At 72.2% G+C, this 14,883-nt stretch carries 13 protein-coding genes and 1 pseudogene; 8 read left to right on the plus strand and 6 right to left on the minus strand.

Annotated features, from left to right (window positions below):
- Both NFU81_RS27665 and NFU81_RS27670 read right to left on the minus strand, forming a co-directional pair.
- Positions 1-345: pseudogene (locus NFU81_RS27665) on the minus strand (hypothetical protein); the annotation flags it as partial.
- A 9-nt stretch (positions 346-354) separates the two neighbouring features.
- The gene (locus NFU81_RS27670) at positions 355-1,062 is read right to left on the minus strand and encodes an RNA polymerase sigma factor (RefSeq protein ID WP_422665305.1); all 708 of its coding nucleotides are present in this window, start codon (positions 1,060-1,062) and stop codon (positions 355-357) included.
- A 460-nt stretch (positions 1,063-1,522) separates the two neighbouring features.
- Between NFU81_RS27670 and NFU81_RS27675 the strand changes: the two genes are divergently transcribed.
- From NFU81_RS27675 to NFU81_RS27695, 5 genes are read left to right on the plus strand one after another with little or no spacing between them, the layout of a single operon-like run.
- Positions 1,523-2,104, plus strand: coding sequence for a 2-oxo-4-hydroxy-4-carboxy-5-ureidoimidazoline decarboxylase (locus NFU81_RS27675; protein WP_422665306.1), 582 nt, complete (start codon positions 1,523-1,525; stop codon positions 2,102-2,104).
- Between the two features lie 50 nt (positions 2,105-2,154).
- The gene (gene sdhC, locus NFU81_RS27680) at positions 2,155-2,535 is read left to right on the plus strand and encodes a succinate dehydrogenase, cytochrome b556 subunit (protein ID WP_033177889.1); all 381 of its coding nucleotides are present in this window, start codon (positions 2,155-2,157) and stop codon (positions 2,533-2,535) included.
- A gap of 7 nt (positions 2,536-2,542) precedes the next feature.
- On the plus strand, positions 2,543-3,022 hold the full coding sequence (locus tag NFU81_RS27685; RefSeq protein ID WP_251495386.1) for a succinate dehydrogenase hydrophobic membrane anchor subunit: 480 nt from the start codon (positions 2,543-2,545) through the stop codon (positions 3,020-3,022).
- Between the two features lie 28 nt (positions 3,023-3,050).
- Positions 3,051-4,808, plus strand: coding sequence for a succinate dehydrogenase flavoprotein subunit (sdhA, locus tag NFU81_RS27690; RefSeq protein WP_251495389.1), 1,758 nt, complete (start codon positions 3,051-3,053; stop codon positions 4,806-4,808).
- The gene (locus tag NFU81_RS27695) at positions 4,808-5,590 is read left to right on the plus strand and encodes a succinate dehydrogenase iron-sulfur subunit (RefSeq protein ID WP_251495392.1); all 783 of its coding nucleotides are present in this window, start codon (positions 4,808-4,810) and stop codon (positions 5,588-5,590) included. The genes sdhA and NFU81_RS27695 overlap by 1 nt, the downstream gene beginning before the upstream one ends.
- Before the next feature lie 74 nt (positions 5,591-5,664).
- Here the strand turns inward: NFU81_RS27695 and NFU81_RS27700 are convergent, their stop codons facing one another.
- Complete coding sequence (locus NFU81_RS27700; RefSeq protein WP_251495395.1) at positions 5,665-6,702, minus strand: aminoglycoside phosphotransferase family protein; 1,038 nt, start codon at positions 6,700-6,702, stop codon at positions 5,665-5,667.
- Between the two features lie 143 nt (positions 6,703-6,845).
- On the opposite strand from NFU81_RS27700, the gene NFU81_RS27705 reads away from it, so the two are divergent.
- Positions 6,846-7,517, plus strand: coding sequence for a TetR/AcrR family transcriptional regulator (locus tag NFU81_RS27705; RefSeq protein ID WP_251495398.1), 672 nt, complete (start codon positions 6,846-6,848; stop codon positions 7,515-7,517).
- A gap of 66 nt (positions 7,518-7,583) precedes the next feature.
- Positions 7,584-9,167 (plus strand): FAD-dependent monooxygenase, encoded by a 1,584-nt coding sequence (locus tag NFU81_RS27710; RefSeq protein ID WP_251495401.1) that lies wholly within the window; start codon positions 7,584-7,586, stop codon positions 9,165-9,167.
- 37 nt (positions 9,168-9,204) lie between these two features.
- On the opposite strand, the gene NFU81_RS27715 is transcribed toward NFU81_RS27710, so the two are convergent.
- Genes NFU81_RS27715 through NFU81_RS27725 form a run of 3 tightly spaced genes read right to left on the minus strand, consistent with a single transcriptional unit; the run spans position 9,205 to position 12,400 of the window.
- Positions 9,205-10,080, minus strand: a complete 876-nt coding sequence (locus NFU81_RS27715) for a carboxymuconolactone decarboxylase family protein (RefSeq protein ID WP_251495404.1) — start codon at positions 10,078-10,080, stop codon at positions 9,205-9,207.
- A gap of 24 nt (positions 10,081-10,104) precedes the next feature.
- Positions 10,105-11,655, minus strand: a complete 1,551-nt coding sequence (locus tag NFU81_RS27720) for a sensor histidine kinase (protein ID WP_251495407.1) — start codon at positions 11,653-11,655, stop codon at positions 10,105-10,107.
- A gap of 4 nt (positions 11,656-11,659) precedes the next feature.
- A complete protein-coding gene (locus tag NFU81_RS27725; RefSeq protein WP_251495410.1) occupies positions 11,660-12,400 on the minus strand; it encodes a response regulator transcription factor in 741 nt (246 codons plus the stop codon).
- Positions 12,401-12,570: 170 nt separating this feature from the next.
- On the opposite strand from NFU81_RS27725, the gene NFU81_RS27730 reads away from it, so the two are divergent.
- Complete coding sequence (locus NFU81_RS27730; RefSeq protein WP_251495414.1) at positions 12,571-14,778, plus strand: MMPL family transporter; 2,208 nt, start codon at positions 12,571-12,573, stop codon at positions 14,776-14,778.
- Positions 14,779-14,883 lie beyond the last annotated feature (105 nt).

Consider the following 14,883-nt stretch of genomic DNA (forward strand, 5'->3'; position numbering starts at 1 on the left):
GCCGCGGGCCGTCTCGCGGCCCGCGGCGGCGCTGCGGAAGGCGGCGAGCGCCGCGGCCTCCCGGGCCGGGTCGAGGGGTGCGCGCCCGTCACGGGCCGCGGCGAGCAGCCGCACCAGCCGGTCGGCGGGCTCGGTCGGCGACGCTCCGGAGGCTGCGCCTGATGCCGTGCCGGAGCCCGCGCCGGAGCCGGCACCGGAACCCGCACCGGAGAGCAGTTGCTCGGCGGTTCTGGCGTCGGGCCACGTGCCGCCGCGGGGCGCGGGAAAGCGCTGGGGCGGGTGGGGGTGCCGGGCCGGGTGGGGCAGGTCCGTGGATGCGGCTTCGCGTCGAGTGTTGTCGCTCATCCCACTTCCTCACAGCGCCTTGGACGCGGAAAGCGTCACATCCGCGTGCTGCCGGTCCACCGGTCGCTGCGGGGGGATCGCGTCGCGGTGGCCGCTCCCGTTCCGCTGCTCGCCTCGTTCGCCTCGTTCGGCGCGATCCGCCGGTTCGCCGTGGTCCGGGAGGTCCCCGTGGTCGTACTCCAGGATCTCGGCCAGCCGCCGCAGCCCGCGGTGGGTGGCCATTCTCACCGATCCCGCGCGTTTTCCGAGCACTCGTGCAGCACTGGTCGAATCCAGTCCCATCACCACCCGCAGCAGCACCGCCTCCGCCTGCTCGCGCGGCAGCGCGGCGATCGCGGCCAGCGCCCGGTCGGTCGCGACCGCGTCCAGCGCCTCGCCTGCCGTGTCCGCCCGGTCGGGCAGCTGCACCAGGTCGTCCACCCCGCCGCCCGGCACCGGCCGCCGGCTGCGCGCCCTGATGTGGTCCAGTGCGCGGTTGCGGGCGATCCTGGCCGCCCAGCCGCGTATCGACCCGCTGCCGGGACGGTAGTTGGGCAGGTCGCGGGCGATCTGCAGCCAGGCCTCCGACGCGACGTCCTCCGCGTCCGCCGGCCCGACCAGGCTGCGGACGTAGTTCAGCAACTGCGGCTGGACAGCGCGGTAGACGGTACGGAACGCGGTGTCGTCGCCCTGCTGCGCCGCGCTGACCGCGGCCTCCAGCGACTCGTGCACTTCCACGTCCACCCCCACCCCCTCGAACACACGGCCAATCCTGCCTCATGAGCGGCTGTGACACTTTTGGTCTGGGATACGCAGTACTAGTCGGCGGCCGGGGACGCTCCTGTGGGGGGAGGCGGCCCCCGGCCGTCGTCACTTTGTCGCGTGCCCCGCCGAAGAGCGTGATGTCACGCCCGCAGCCCGCCTCCCCCGTTCCGGTGGGACCGACCCGGCGCGGGTCAACGGGCCGGCCGGTGACACTCCGTACGGGTGAAGTTCGCACACCTGCCTGCTCCGTTCGAACCGGCCGCGCTTACAGTGGAGTTCTCTCCCGCACAAGCCGCCGTACGGGGTCACCCCGCGGCCGCCCCACCACGACTCTGGAGCCCCGCTGCTGTCCAGCGACACCGCGTCCGACGCTCCGGCGTCCCCGCTGACGCGGCTCAACCACGCACCGCCCGCCGCCGCCGAGGCAGCGCTGCTGGCCTGTTGCGGCAGCCACCGGTGGGCGCGGCGGATGGCCGCGCACCGCCCGTATCCCACGGTCGAGGCGCTGCTGGCCGCGGCGGACGAGGCGGCGTACGACCTGGCCCCCGGCGACCTCGCCGAGGCGCTGGCCGGCGAGGCGACCACGGCGCTGACCGACCGCGGCGGCCTGACCGTGCACACCGCGCTGCGCGCCGCCCACGCACACTACGAGGCGAAGTTCGGCCACGCCTTCATCCTCGCCCTCGACGAGTGCACCGCCGCCGACCCGGCCGCCGCCCTCGACCAGACCGTGGCGAGCCTGCGCGAGCGGATCGGGCACGACGAGGACGAGGAGCGGGTCGTCACCGCGGAGCAGCTGCGCCGGCTGTGCCGCACCCGGCTGTTCCGGCTGGCCGGCGGAAGCACGGATTCCGGTGCGCACGCGATTCGTACCGACCAGTCCGCGCGGGCATTCGAGCCGCCCCGTTCACCCGACCGTGCGGGATCGATCACACCCGGCCTACCCCGCGGTACTCAGGCCGTATCGCCTCGCTACGATGGCCGGGGCCGGTGGACCGTACCCGGCCGGGCGTGACCGACACCCCTAGCCGGCACCCCTCGCCCCGCTCCCGGAGGGTTTTTTCCGTGCCGGCTGGAACGCTTTACCGCGGCCGGGAAGGCATGTGGTCATGGGTGGCTCATCGAGTCACCGGTGTCCTCATCTTCTTCTTCCTGTTCGTGCATGTCCTCGACACCGCCCTGGTGCGCGTCTCCCCCGAGGACTACGACAAGGTCGTCGCCACCTACAAGACCCCGATCGTCAGCCTGCTGGAGTACGGCCTGGTCGCCGCGATCCTCTTCCACGCGCTGAACGGCCTGCGGATCATCGCCGTCGACTACTGGACCCAGGGGCCGCGCTACCAGAAGCAGATGCTCTGGACCGTGGTCGGCCTGTGGATCCTGCTGATGCTGGGCGCGATCTACCCGGTCCTGGGCCACGCCGCACGAGTCCTGTTCGGGAGCTGAGCGACACATGTCCACTGACATCACCGACGCCGTCGAGCTGACCGGCTCCAGCGTCGCCCCGTACAGCCCGGAGAACCCCGCCCCGGTCATCGAGCCGCCGCGGGCCCGTACCAAGCGCACCCCGCGCAGCAGCCGCACCAACTTCGAGATGTACGGCTGGCTGTTCATGCGGCTGTCCGGCGTGGTGCTCGTCGTGCTGGTGATCGGCCACCTGCTGATCCAGCTGGTGCTGGACGGCGGTGTGCAGAAGGTCGGTTTCGCGTTCGTCGCCGGCCGCTGGGCGTCGCCGTTCTGGCAGTACTGGGACCTGGCCATGCTGTGGCTCGCGATGCTGCACGGCGGCAACGGCCTGCGGACCGTCATCAACGACTACGCCGAGCAGGCCAACACCCGCGTCTGGCTCAAGACGCTGCTGTTCACCGCAGTGGCGTTCACCATCGTGCTCGGCTCGCTGGTGATCTTCACCTTCGACCCGAACATCCGCTAAGCCAGGGCTGGACAGGGAAAGCGACCCCATGCAGATCCACAAGTACGACACCGTCATCGTCGGCGCGGGCGGCGCCGGTATGCGCGCCGCCATCGAGGCCACCAAGCGCAGCCGCACCGCCGTCCTGACCAAGCTCTACCCGACCCGCTCCCACACCGGCGCCGCCCAGGGCGGCATGGCCGCGGCCCTCGCGAACGTCGAGGAGGACAACTGGGAGTGGCACACCTTCGACACGATCAAGGGCGGCGACTACCTGGTCGACCAGGACGCCGCCGAGATCCTGGCGAAGGAGGCCATCGACGCGGTCCTCGACCTGGAGAAGATGGGCCTGCCGTTCAACCGGACGCCCGAGGGCCGGATCGACCAGCGCCGTTTCGGCGGCCACACCCGCAACCACGGTGAGGCCGCGGTCCGCCGGGCGTGTTACGCCGCCGACCGCACCGGTCACATGATCCTCCAGACGCTCTACCAGAACTGCGTCAAGGAGGGTGTGGAGTTCTTCAACGAGTTCTACGTCCTCGACCAGCTGCTCACCGAGGTCGACGGCGTGCAGCGGTCCGCCGGCGTGGTGGCGTACGAGCTGGCCACCGGCGAGATCCACGTCTTCCAGGCGAAGTCGGTGATCTACGCGTCCGGCGGCACCGGCAAGTTCTTCAAGGTGACCTCCAACGCGCACACCCTCACCGGTGACGGCCAGGCCGCGGTCTACCGGCGCGGGCTGCCGCTGGAGGACATGGAGTTCTTCCAGTTCCACCCGACGGGCATCTGGCGGATGGGCATCCTGCTGACGGAGGGCGCCCGCGGTGAGGGCGGCATCCTCCGCAACAAGGACGGCGAGCGCTTCATGGAGAAGTACGCCCCCGTCATGAAGGACCTGGCCTCGCGCGACGTCGTCTCCCGGGCGATCTACACCGAGATCCGCGAGGGCCGCGGCTGCGGCCCCGAGGGCGACCACGTCTACCTCGACCTGACCCACCTGCCGCCCGAGCAGCTGGACGCGAAGCTCCCGGACATCACCGAGTTCGCCCGTACGTACCTGGGCATCGAGCCGTACACCGACCCGATCCCGATCCAGCCCACCGCGCACTACGCCATGGGCGGCATCCCCACGAACGTCCAGGGCGAGGTGCTGCGCGACAACACCACCGTCGTGCCCGGCCTGTACGCGGCCGGCGAGGTCGCCTGCGTGTCCGTGCACGGGGCGAACCGGCTCGGCACCAACTCGCTGCTCGACATCAACGTCTTCGGCCGCCGCTCCGGCATCGCGGCCGCGGACTACGCCCACGCCAGCGAATTCGTGCCGCTGCCGGAGGACCCGACCGCGCAGGTCGAGGCCCAGATCGAGCGGCTGCGCACGGCCACCGGCAACGAGCGGGTCGCCGAGATCCGGCGCGAGCTGCAGGAGTGCATGGACGCCAACGTGATGGTCTTCCGCACCGAGCAGACCATCAAGACCGCCGTCGAGAAGATCGGCGAGCTGCGCGAGCGCTACCTCAACGTGTCCATCCAGGACAAGGGCAAGCGGTTCAACACCGATCTGCTGGAGGCCGTCGAGCTGGGCAACCTGCTCGACCTCGCCGAGGTCATGGCCGTGTCCGCACTGGCCCGCAAGGAGTCCCGCGGCGGCCACTACCGCGAGGACTACCCGAACCGGGACGACGTCAACTTCATGCGGCACACGATGGCGTACCGCGAGGTGGACGGCGCGACCGGCGCCGAGTCGATCCGGCTGGACTACAAGCCGGTCGTGCAGACCCGCTACCAGCCGATGGAGCGTAAGTACTGATGAGCACCCCCAACTCTCCGACGCTGGACAAGCACTCGTCCGCGCTGGACGCGGCGGAGGCCGCCGCGTCCCACCTGATCACGGTCACCCTGCGGGTGCGCCGCTTCAACCCCGAGGTCTCCGACCAGGCCGAGTGGGTCGACTACCAGCTGCCGATCGACCCCAAGGAGCGCGTCCTTGACGCCCTCCACAAGATCAAGTGGGAGATCGACGGCACCCTGACCTTCCGCCGCTCGTGCGCCCACGGCGTCTGCGGCTCGGACGCGGTCCGCATCAACGGCCGGAACCGGCTGGCCTGCAAGACCCTGATCAAGGACATCAACCCCGAGAAGCCCATCACCGTCGAGCCCATCAAGGGCCTGACGGTGCTCAAGGACCTCGTGGTCGACATGGACCCCTTCTTCCAGGCCTACCGCGACGTGATGCCCTTCCTGATCACGAAGGGCAACGAGCCCACCCGCGAGCGCCTGCAGTCGGCCGAGGACCGCGAGCGCTTCGACGACACCACGAAGTGCATCCTCTGCGCCGCCTGCACCTCGTCCTGCCCGGTCTTCTGGAACGACGGCCAGTACTTCGGCCCCGCGGCCATCGTCAACGCCCACCGTTTCATCTTCGACTCGCGCGACGAGGGCGGCGAGCAGCGCCTTGAGATCCTCAACGACAAGGACGGCGTCTGGCGCTGCCGCACCACCTTCAACTGCACGGACGCCTGCCCCCGCGGCATCGAGGTGACCAAGGCGATCCAGGAAGTCAAGCGCGCCCTGATCACCCGCCGCTTCTAGTCCCTCCCCACGCGCCCTGCACAGAGGCCCGCTCCCCCGCTCACCGGGGGGCGGGCCTCGGCCTTTCCGCGGCCCTACGCGGGGCGGGTGGCGGGGACCGGGGGCAGCCGCGGGTAGTGGGTGCACAGGTGCGCGTGGAGGGCGGACGTGAGGGTCTGCAGGGCGGGGAAGCGGGTCGCGGGCAGGTGGGTGACGACCGACAGGCGGTGCGTCAGGCGCCGGCGGGCGGTCACCGTGCCCCAGGTCCAGTCGTGGGCCGGGAGGCGGGCGAGGTGGTCGGTGGTCTCGCGGTGGGCGCGTTCCACCAGGGCGTCGCCTCTGATCAGCCAGCCCGCGCAGGCGTCCGCGAGGTCGAGGTCGAGGTCGACCTCGGCGGCGGGATCCGTGCCGGTTTCGGTGCGCCAGGCCGCGAGGTAGGCGCGCTCCGCGCGCTCCAGCAGCGGCGGCGGCGCGGCGGTGACGCACCAGCAGGTGGGGAAGCCGATGCGGAGGTAGGCGAGTTCGACCAGGCCGCTGCCCCATGACGCCTGCTCGAAGTCGATGAAGGTGACGCCGTCCGCGGTGTGCAGGTCGTTGCCGGGGCACGGGTCGCCGTGCAGGAGGGCGTGCCCGGGGGCCTGGGCGAGGCGGTCCACGAGGGCGGCGAGTTCCGCGGGCACCCCGGGCGGGACCGGGACGCCGAGGCGGCCGGCCAGCCGGAGGAAGGCGTCGGTGTCGGCGGCGCCGGGACCCTTCCAGCGGGGCAGGACGGCAGCGGCGTCCGGGCCGCCGGACGCGTGCAGCCGCGCCAGCGCGGTCGCGTAGCCGACGATCCAGTCGGGCGGCGGACGGCGGTCGGCGACGCGTTCCAGCACCAGGACCCGCGCGGTGGCGTCGGCGGCGAGCAGCGCCGGCACCACGGGCGCCTCGGCACGCAGGGCCAGCCGCAGCGCGGCGACCTCGCGGGCGTAGCGCTCCCCCGCGTCGGCGCCGCCGACGATCTGCTTCACGACCGCGGGCCCCGCGGCCAGTTCGACGCGCCAGACCCGTGAGCGCGGGCTGCTGCCCAGCCGGCGGGCCCGCCGGGGCGCCCCGAGCGCGGCCCTCAGCTCCTCGGAGAACGGCAACCGCATGCGCGCACCTTCCGTCGCAGCCGGGTCGGCTGTCGTCCCACCGTACCGAGGGCGGTGCGGCCGCCCGGCCCGGAGAGGCGACGCCAAGAATTTTTCCGACTCGGAATCTTTGCCGGATCGGAAAAAATGCTACGCTGGCAAGCATGGACACCACGGACGGCCCGGCGGGGACGGCGGACGCGAGCGACGCCGCCGAAGGGCTTCGCGAGCGCAAGAAGCGGCAGACGCGGGCCGCGCTGAGCCAGGCCACGATCGCGCTCAGCATCAGGCGCGGCTGGGACGACGTGCGGATAGCGGACGTCGCGGCCGCGGTGAACGTCTCGGAGCGCACGTTCCGCAACTACTTCTCCAGCAAGGCGGAGGCGGTGGCCGCCACCCATCTGGACCGGATGCTGCGGGTCGCGCGGGCGCTGGAGGCGCGGCCCGCGGACGAGCCGCTGTGGGAGTCGATGAGGACGACGGTGCAGGCCGAGTTCGCCCCGGAGGGGACCAGGCCGGTCGACCCGGCGGAGGGCAAGCGGCACACCGACGCGATCTGGAAGGTGCTGTCCGAGCCCGCCGTGCAGGGCGAGGTGCTGCGCGCCGACCAGGAGGCGCAGGTCGTGATGGCCGCGGCGATCGGTGCGCGGACGGGCACGGACCCGCGGACCGACCTCTACCCGAAGCTGGTCGCCGCCTCGGTCGGTGCCGCGATCGGCGCGGCGCTGACCCACTGGCTGCGCGCGGACCCCCCGGTCCCGCTGGGGCCGCTGATAAGCGAGGTGCTGGAGCAGTTGACGGCGGGCCTGCCCGCGCCTGCGCGCACCGAGAGCTGAGACCGACAGGCAGGCGAGCAAGCAAGTGAGCAAGTGAGCGTGGAGAGTCGAGAGGAGTGCGTCCTGATGGCCGTCAATGCGGATACCGGTGCGGATACCGGAGCGGAAGTCGATGTCGATGTCGTGGTCGTCGGCGGGGGTCCCACCGGGCTCATGCTGGCCGCCGAAGTGGGGCTGCTGGGCGTGCGCGCGGTCGTGCTGGAGAGCCTGCCGGAGTCGAGCCGCGAGCCCCGGGCGAACGGGCTGGTCGGGCAGGTCGTGCCGGCGCTCGACCGGCGCGGTCTGTACGAGAGCCTCAGCGGCAGCGCGGGACCGCCGCAGCCCAACAGCGCGTATTTCATGTTCGCCGGTCTGCCGCTCGACCTGAGCGGGCTCCCGGAGAGCCCGGTCTACACGGTGGCGGTCCCGCAGCACCGGATCGTGGAGGTGCTGTCCGCACGCGCGCGTGAACTGGGCGCGGAGATACGCACCGGGCACGAGGTGACCGGCCTGACCCAGCGCGAGGACCGGGTCGAGCTGCAGGTGTCGGGACCCGCGGGTCCCTACCGGCTGACGGCCCGCTACGCCGTCGGCGCCGACGGGGCGCACAGCGTCACGCGCAAGCTCTCGGGGATCGGCTTCACCGGCGTCACCTACGACCGGTCGGTCTCCCGGCACGCGCATGTGAGCGTCCCCGCGGAATGGGTGGGTCCCGACGGGCTGCGGGTGCCGGGGGCCGGTACGGTCCCGCCGTTCCTGCCGCGCCGCACCGAGCGGGGGTCGTTCAACTGGGCTCCGCTGCCGGGCCGTCCGCCGCTGGTGGCCACGGTCGAGTGGGAGCCGGCCGAGGGCGACGAGCCGATGAGCCTGGAGGAGATGGCGGCGAGCATACGGAGGGTGCTCGGGGCGGAGGTGCCATTGGCGGCGCCCGAGGGGCCGGGGCCGTTCGTGCTGCGCCGGCTCTCCGGGGGCAACACCCGGGTGGCCGACCGGTTCCGTGACGGGCGGGTGTTCCTGATCGGCGACGCGGCCCACATCTACGCCTCGGGGGGCGGCCCCGGGCTCAACGCCGGGCTCCAGGACGCGATCAACCTCGGCTGGAAGCTGGCCGCGCAGCTCGCGGGCACCGCACCCGAGGGGCTGCTCGACAGCTACGCGGAAGAGCGGACCGCCGCCGCGCGCCGCACCCTGGTCTACGCCCAGGCGCAGGCGGCCGTGCTGGAGCCGGGCAGCGACGTGGACGCGCTGCGGACGCTGTTCGGCGAGCTGCTGCAGGACCGGTCGGCGATCCAGCGGGTCGCCGACCTGATAGCCGGCTCGGACCTGCGCTACGACCTGGGCGGCAGCCACCCGCTGGTCGGCACGCACGTCCGCGACCTGCTGCTGTCCGCCCCGGACGGTCCGGTGCGGGTGGCCGAACTGGCCAGGAGCGGGCGCCCGTTGCTGCTCGACCTGACCGGGACGGCGACGGCGGCGAAGGCGGCGGCCGGCTGGTCCTCCCTGGTCGACGTGGTGGCGGCCCGCGTCGAGCCGTCCGCCGAGCCGGGCTTCACGGCGGCGCTGATCCGGCCGGACTCGTTCGTCGCCTGGGCCACCTCCGCCCCGGTCCCGGAGGCGGCGGACCTCCGGGGGCTGCGGGCGGCGGGGGCACGGTGGTTCGGGGTGGAGTGACGCGCCGGGCGCCGGGCCGGCCGGCGGTGCGCCCGGTTCAGTGGGCGGCGTCCGGCCCGGCGTCCTTCTCGGCGAAGATCTCGCGGGCGGCGGTGACCCCGTTCAGGGCGGCGGGGAAGCCCGCGTAGCCGGCGAGCTGGGTGAGGAGGGCGACGATCTCCTCGCGGGTGCCGCCGACGTTGAGGAAGGCGCGGAGGTGGACGCGGAGCTGGGGGCCGGCGGTGCCGAGAGCCGTGCACATCGCGACGGAGGCGAGTTCGCGGGTGGGGAGGTCGAGGCCGGTGCGGGCGTAGACGTCGCCGAAGACGTACTCGATCACGAAGCGGCCGAGGTCGGGCGCCAGGTCGGCCAGGGAGTCCACGACGCCGGGGCCGGCGGGGCCGTCGACCTCCTGGAGCAGGGCGATGCCGCGGGCGTAGCGGTCGGCGGCCGGGGTGGACTCGGTGGCCGGGACTGCGGCGGACTCGGGCTCGGGCTCGGAGCCGGCGGCATCCGACTCGGACTCGGCGCGGGCACTGAAGACCTCGCGGGCCGCGGCCAGGGCGTTGAGTGCGGCGGGGAAGCCGGCGTAGACGGTGGCGTGGATGAAGGTCTCGACGATCTCCCGCCGGGTGCAGCCGACGTTGAGGGCGCCGGCGATGTGGAAGCGCAGTTGCGGGGCCGCGTTGCCCAGGGCGGCCAGCGCCGCGATCGTGCCGATCTGCCGCTGCCGCGGGGTGAGGCCGGGCTGCGACCAGACGTCGCCGTAGCCGAACTCGATGGTGAAGCGGGCCAGGTCGGGGGCGATCTCGGCGACGGAGTCGAGCACCGCGGGGCGCTCGGTGCCGGTGACGAGGCTGAGGGCGGCCAGGCCGCGGGCGTAGCGGTCGTCGGCGGCGGAAGCGGAGGTTGCGGAGGCGGGCGCTGGTGTCATGGCCAGGACGCTATGAGTTGGAGTTCACTCCAACGCAAGCCCGTTTGCCGGCACGGCGGCGGATTCCCGTGTCGGCGCCGCCGCGGGGGCGGGAACGGGAGGGGGCGGGCCGACCGGGGGGAGGGTGATGTGGACGGTGAGGCCCTGCCCGGGTGCGGTGTCCAGGGTGACCGTGCCGTGGTGGGCCTGGACGACAGCCTGGACTATCGCCATGCCCAGGCCTGCCCCGCCGGTGTCGGGGGCGCGTTCGGGGTCGGCGCGGAAGAAGCGGTCGAAGGCGCGGACGGCGTCCCGCGAATCGAGCCCGGGTCCGGAGTCGGCGATCCGCAGCCGGACCGCGGAGTCGTCACCGTCGACCTCGATGACCAGCAGCGCGTCCGGCGGGGTGTGGATGCGCACGTTGCTGAGCAGGTTGCCGACGACCTGCCGCAGCCCCGCCTCGTCGCCGAGGGCGTACGCGGTCCGGTCGTCGGCCGGCAGCAGCAGTGTCTGCGGGCGGCCGGGCTGCTGCGCGGCGAGGTCGGCGGCGGCGTCCCGTACCAGGGCGCAGACGTCGACCGGCTGGAAGTCCAGGTCGGGACGCTCCTCCAGCCGGGCGAGCGCGAGCAGTTCGTCGACCAGCCGGCTCATCCGCTTGGCCTCGGCGGAGACCCGGTGCAGCGCGCGCTCCTTGTCGTCGGCGTCGAGCATGCCCTTCTCGTAGAGCTGGAGGTAGCCCTGGACGGAGGCCAGCGGGGTGCGCAGTTCGTGGGAGGCGTCGGCGAGGAAGTGCCGCAGCTGGGCGGTGGCGCGTTCGCTCTCGGTCAGGGCGGTCTCGATCTGCTGGAGCATCGCGTTGAGCGCGGTGCTCAGCTGCCTGACCTCGCTGGAGCCGTGGCGTGCGGTGGCGATCCGCCGGGACAGGTCGCCCTCGGCGATGGCCGAGGCGGTCTCGACCATGTTCTCCAGCGGGCTCAGCCGCCGCCTTGCCGCGGTCAGCGAGCCGACCGCGAGCAGCCCGAGCAGGGCGAGCCCCGCGGCGGACTCCCACACCAGCAGTTTGTGGATGGCGTGTTCGAGCCCGCTGTAGCGCATGCCCTGGACGACCATGCTGCCGTCGCTGAGCCGGGTGACGACCACCCGGTAGTCGGTGCCGTCGGCGCGGACGTTGACCGCCTTGCCGCTGCGGGCCAGCGCGGCGGGGTCGGACAGGCCGCTGTTCAGGTCCTCGCGGATGCGGCTGTTGGCGCCGCCGCTGTTCTCGCACACCGAGGAGCTGCTGCCGTCGGAGTCCAGCACCACGAACAGGTCCTGCTTGAAGGCCTTGGCGAAGGACAGCCCGCCGTCCTTGCCGTCCTGCAGGATGCCGGCCAGCGTGCACAGCTGCTGCAGGCCGCGGGAGGTGACGGGGGCGCTGCTGACCGAGCGCTGCGAGTCGCGCAGGGTGTTGTCGATCTCGCTGCCCAGCACCATGTACGTGGCCATCACGCTGAAGGCGGCGGTCGCCAGCAGCCCGAGGGCGACGAAGGCGACGTTGGCCAGGGTGAGCCGGGCGCGCAGGGTTTTGGGGCGGGGCAGCAGCCGGCGCCGCGTCACGGTGTCACTCCTGTTCCACTGCCCGCAGCCCGTAGCCGACGCCGCGCCTGGTCTCGATCATCGGTGGCCCGAAGCGGTCGAGTTTGCGCCGCAGATAGGAGATGTACGTCTCGACAACGGTCGAGGGTACGACGGTCTCGTACTGCCACACGTGCTGGAGCAGCTGTTCCTTGGAGATGATCCGCCCGGCGTGCCGCAGCAGGTGCCGCAGCAGGTTGTACTCGGTGGGGGTCAGCTCGACCGGCTGGCCGGCCCGGCGCACCGAGTAGGTGGCCTCGTCCATCTCCAGGTCGCCGTGCCGCAGCACCCGGTCGGCGACGCCGGTGTCGCGCCGGGTGCGGCGGAGCACCGCGTGCACCCGGGCGACGACCTCGTCGACGCCGAAGGGCTTGGTGATGTAGTCGTCGCCGCCGAGCGCGAGCCCGGCGACGACGTCCCGCGGGGCGTCGCGGGCGGTGACGAAGATGATGGCGAGGTCGTCGGCGCCGGACTCGGCGGCCCGTTCGGCGGCGTGTTCCGCGCGGAGGGCGCGGCAGACCTCCCAGCCGTTGCCGTCGGGCAGCATGACGTCGAGCAGGACGAGGTCGGGCCGGTGTTCGCGGACGGCCGCGAGCGCCTCCCGTCTGGTGGCCGCGCAGTGGACCGTGAAGCCGTTGTAGCTGAGCGTGATGCGCAGAATGTCCGCGATTCCGGGCTCGTCCTCGACGACGAGAACCGTGGGAGCCGTGCCGACAGCTGTCTCCATGCCGTCAAGTATCCGCAACCGCCGACACCCCCGGATGGCGCGAACTTTGGAGTTCCTTGAGAGAAGTCGTTTCGGCTTGGTCCGGGCGGGGCGGCCCACTGAGTCTGGAGGGGGGCGAGTGGATCAGTGGACAGAAACACGTGTGAAACAACAGGGATGGGGGAAAGATCGTGGCCGCTCTGGCGCGATGGTGCTTCCGGCACAAATGGCTGGTGATTCTGCTGTGGGTGGCGGCGCTGTTCGGCACGGGCACCGCGGGCAAGATCGCCGGCGACACCTACTCGAATGTCTTCTCGCTCCCCAACACCGAGTCGAGCAAGGTCATCGACCTGCTGGACAAGGCGGTGCACGACCAGTCCGGCGAGTCCGACACCGTGGTGTGGCACGTCGACAAGGGTTCGGTGCGGGACGCGTCGGTGCGGCAGCGCATCGAGCCGATGCTGGACAAGGTCAAGCACCAGAAGGACGTCGGCCAGGTCGTCAGCGCCTACGACGCCGCGGGTTCCGCGCAGATCAGCAAGGACGGCAGGACGGCGTACGCCACGGTGACGTATGACGTGCTGGGCGCCGAGCTGGACAAGGCGCAGGTGCACGACCTCGTCGACACCGCGCACGGCGCGCGGACCGACGGCCTCCAGGTGGAGCTGGGCGGCAACATCATCCAGTCGGTCGAGCAGCCGCCGGCCGGGCTGAGCGAGTTCGTGGGCATCGGCGCGGCCGCGGTGGTGCTCTTCCTGGCGTTCGGCTCGCTGTTCGGCATGCTGACGCCGATCGTGACGGCGCTGTTCGCCATCGGCATCTCCTCCTCGCTGATCATCCTGCTCACCCACACCATGAACGTGCCGGACTTCGCCGGGCAGCTGGCGATGCTGGTCGGCCTGGGCGTGGGCATCGACTACGCGCTGTTCATCGTGACCCGGCACCGCAAGGGCATCCTGAGCGGCAAGTCGCCGGAGGACTCGGCGGTCACCGCGGTGAACACCTCGGGCCGTGCGGTGCTCTTCGCCGGCGGCACGGTCTGCATCGCGCTGCTCGGCATGTTCACCGTCGGCCTGAGCCTGCTCTACGGGGTGGCGATCGCGGCGGCGATGACCGTGGTGGTCTCGGTACTGGCCGCGATCACGCTGCTGCCCGCGATGCTCGGGGTGTTCGGCCACCGGATCCTCAGCCGCCGGCAGCGGCGGAAGTTCGCCGCCGAGGGTCCGCGGACCGGCGACGCGGTCGGTGCGGCGATGCGCTGGTCGACGTTCGTGCAGCGGCACCCGAAGTCGCTGGCCGCGGTCGCCGTCGTGGTGATGGCGGTGCTGGCGATCCCGACGCTGTCGCTCCGGCTCGGCTCGTCCGACCAGGGCAACGACCAGAAGTCCAGCACCACCCGCAAGGCGTACGACATACTCGCGGACGGTTTCGGCCCCGGCTTCAACGGGCCGCTGACCATCCTGGCGGAGGTGCCGGGCGGCGCCGGTGACAAGGCGGCGCTCGACGGCCTGGTGACCACGCTGGGCCACACCAAGGGCATCGCCTACGCCGCCGCGCTGCCCATGCAGCCGGACAGCACGGTGGCGCTGGTGCGGGCGGTGCCGACGACGTCGCCGCAGGACAAGGCGACGACCACGCTGATCAACCACCTGCGCAGCGACGTGGTGCCGGCCGCCGAACGCGGCACGACGATGAAGGCGTACATCGGCGGTCCGACCGCGACCTTCAAGGACTTCGCGTCGGTGCTGGGCAGCAAGATGCCGATCTTCATCGGGGTGATCATCGCGCTGGGCTTCGTGCTGCTGCTGCTCGCCTTCCGCAGCCTGGTCGTGCCGCTGACCGCGGCGGTGATGAACATGGTCGCGGCGGGCGCGTCGTTCGGCGTGCTGGTGGCGACCTTCCAGTGGGCGTGGGGCGGCAGCCTGCTGGGGGCCAACCGGGAGGGGCCGATCGACGCCTTCCTGCCGGTGATCATGCTGGCGCTGCTGTTCGGCCTGTCGATGGACTACCAGGTCTTCCTGGTCAGCCGGATGCATGAGGAGTGGGTCCACACCAAGGACAGCGCCCGTGCGGTGCGGGTCGGTCTGGCCGAGACCAGCCGGGTGATCAACTCGGCCGCGGTGATCATGATCTGCGTCTTCGGGGCGTTCGCGCTCAGCGGCGTACGGGTGCTGGGCATGTTCGGCATCGGGCTCGCCGGTGCGGTCGCGCTGGACGCGTTCATCCTGCGGACGGTCCTGGTGCCCTCGCTGATGCACATGTTCGGCACGGCGAACTGGTGGCTGCCGGGCTGGCTGGACAAGGCCCTGCCGCACATGGCGGTGGAGCCGGCCGAGGACGAGCCGACGGCACAGAAGGGCGGGGCGCCGGACATGGCGCTGGCGTCGTCCGCCGACTGACGACACACCCGGGGGGCGCTCCCCCCGCGGCCACCACCGGCCCGGCTCCGTACCCACGGAGCCGGGCCGGTCCGCTTTTCCCTGCACCCCGCGCCTTGCGCCCTG

Source organism: Actinacidiphila cocklensis, from assembly GCF_907177275.1.
GTDB classification, from domain to species: Bacteria; Actinomycetota; Actinomycetes; order Streptomycetales; family Streptomycetaceae; genus Actinacidiphila; species Actinacidiphila cocklensis.

What these genes read in the sequence shown, in the direction of transcription:
- NFU81_RS27695 (WP_251495392.1), top strand. Translation starts at nt 4,808, where the DNA reads ATGAGCACCCCCAACTCTCCGACGCTGGACAAGCACTCGTCCGCGCTG.
- NFU81_RS27685 (WP_251495386.1), top strand. Translation starts at nt 2,543, where the DNA reads ATGTCCACTGACATCACCGACGCCGTCGAGCTGACCGGCTCCAGCGTC.
- sdhA (WP_251495389.1), top strand. Translation starts at nt 3,051, where the DNA reads ATGCAGATCCACAAGTACGACACCGTCATCGTCGGCGCGGGCGGCGCC.
- NFU81_RS27700 (WP_251495395.1), bottom strand. Translation starts at nt 6,702, where the DNA reads ATGCGGTTGCCGTTCTCCGAGGAGCTGAGGGCCGCGCTCGGGGCGCCC.
- NFU81_RS27710 (WP_251495401.1), top strand. Translation starts at nt 7,584, where the DNA reads ATGGCCGTCAATGCGGATACCGGTGCGGATACCGGAGCGGAAGTCGAT.
- NFU81_RS27705 (WP_251495398.1), top strand. Translation starts at nt 6,846, where the DNA reads ATGGACACCACGGACGGCCCGGCGGGGACGGCGGACGCGAGCGACGCC.
- NFU81_RS27715 (WP_251495404.1), bottom strand. Translation starts at nt 10,080, where the DNA reads ATGACACCAGCGCCCGCCTCCGCAACCTCCGCTTCCGCCGCCGACGAC.
- NFU81_RS27725 (WP_251495410.1), bottom strand. Translation starts at nt 12,400, where the DNA reads ATGGAGACAGCTGTCGGCACGGCTCCCACGGTTCTCGTCGTCGAGGAC.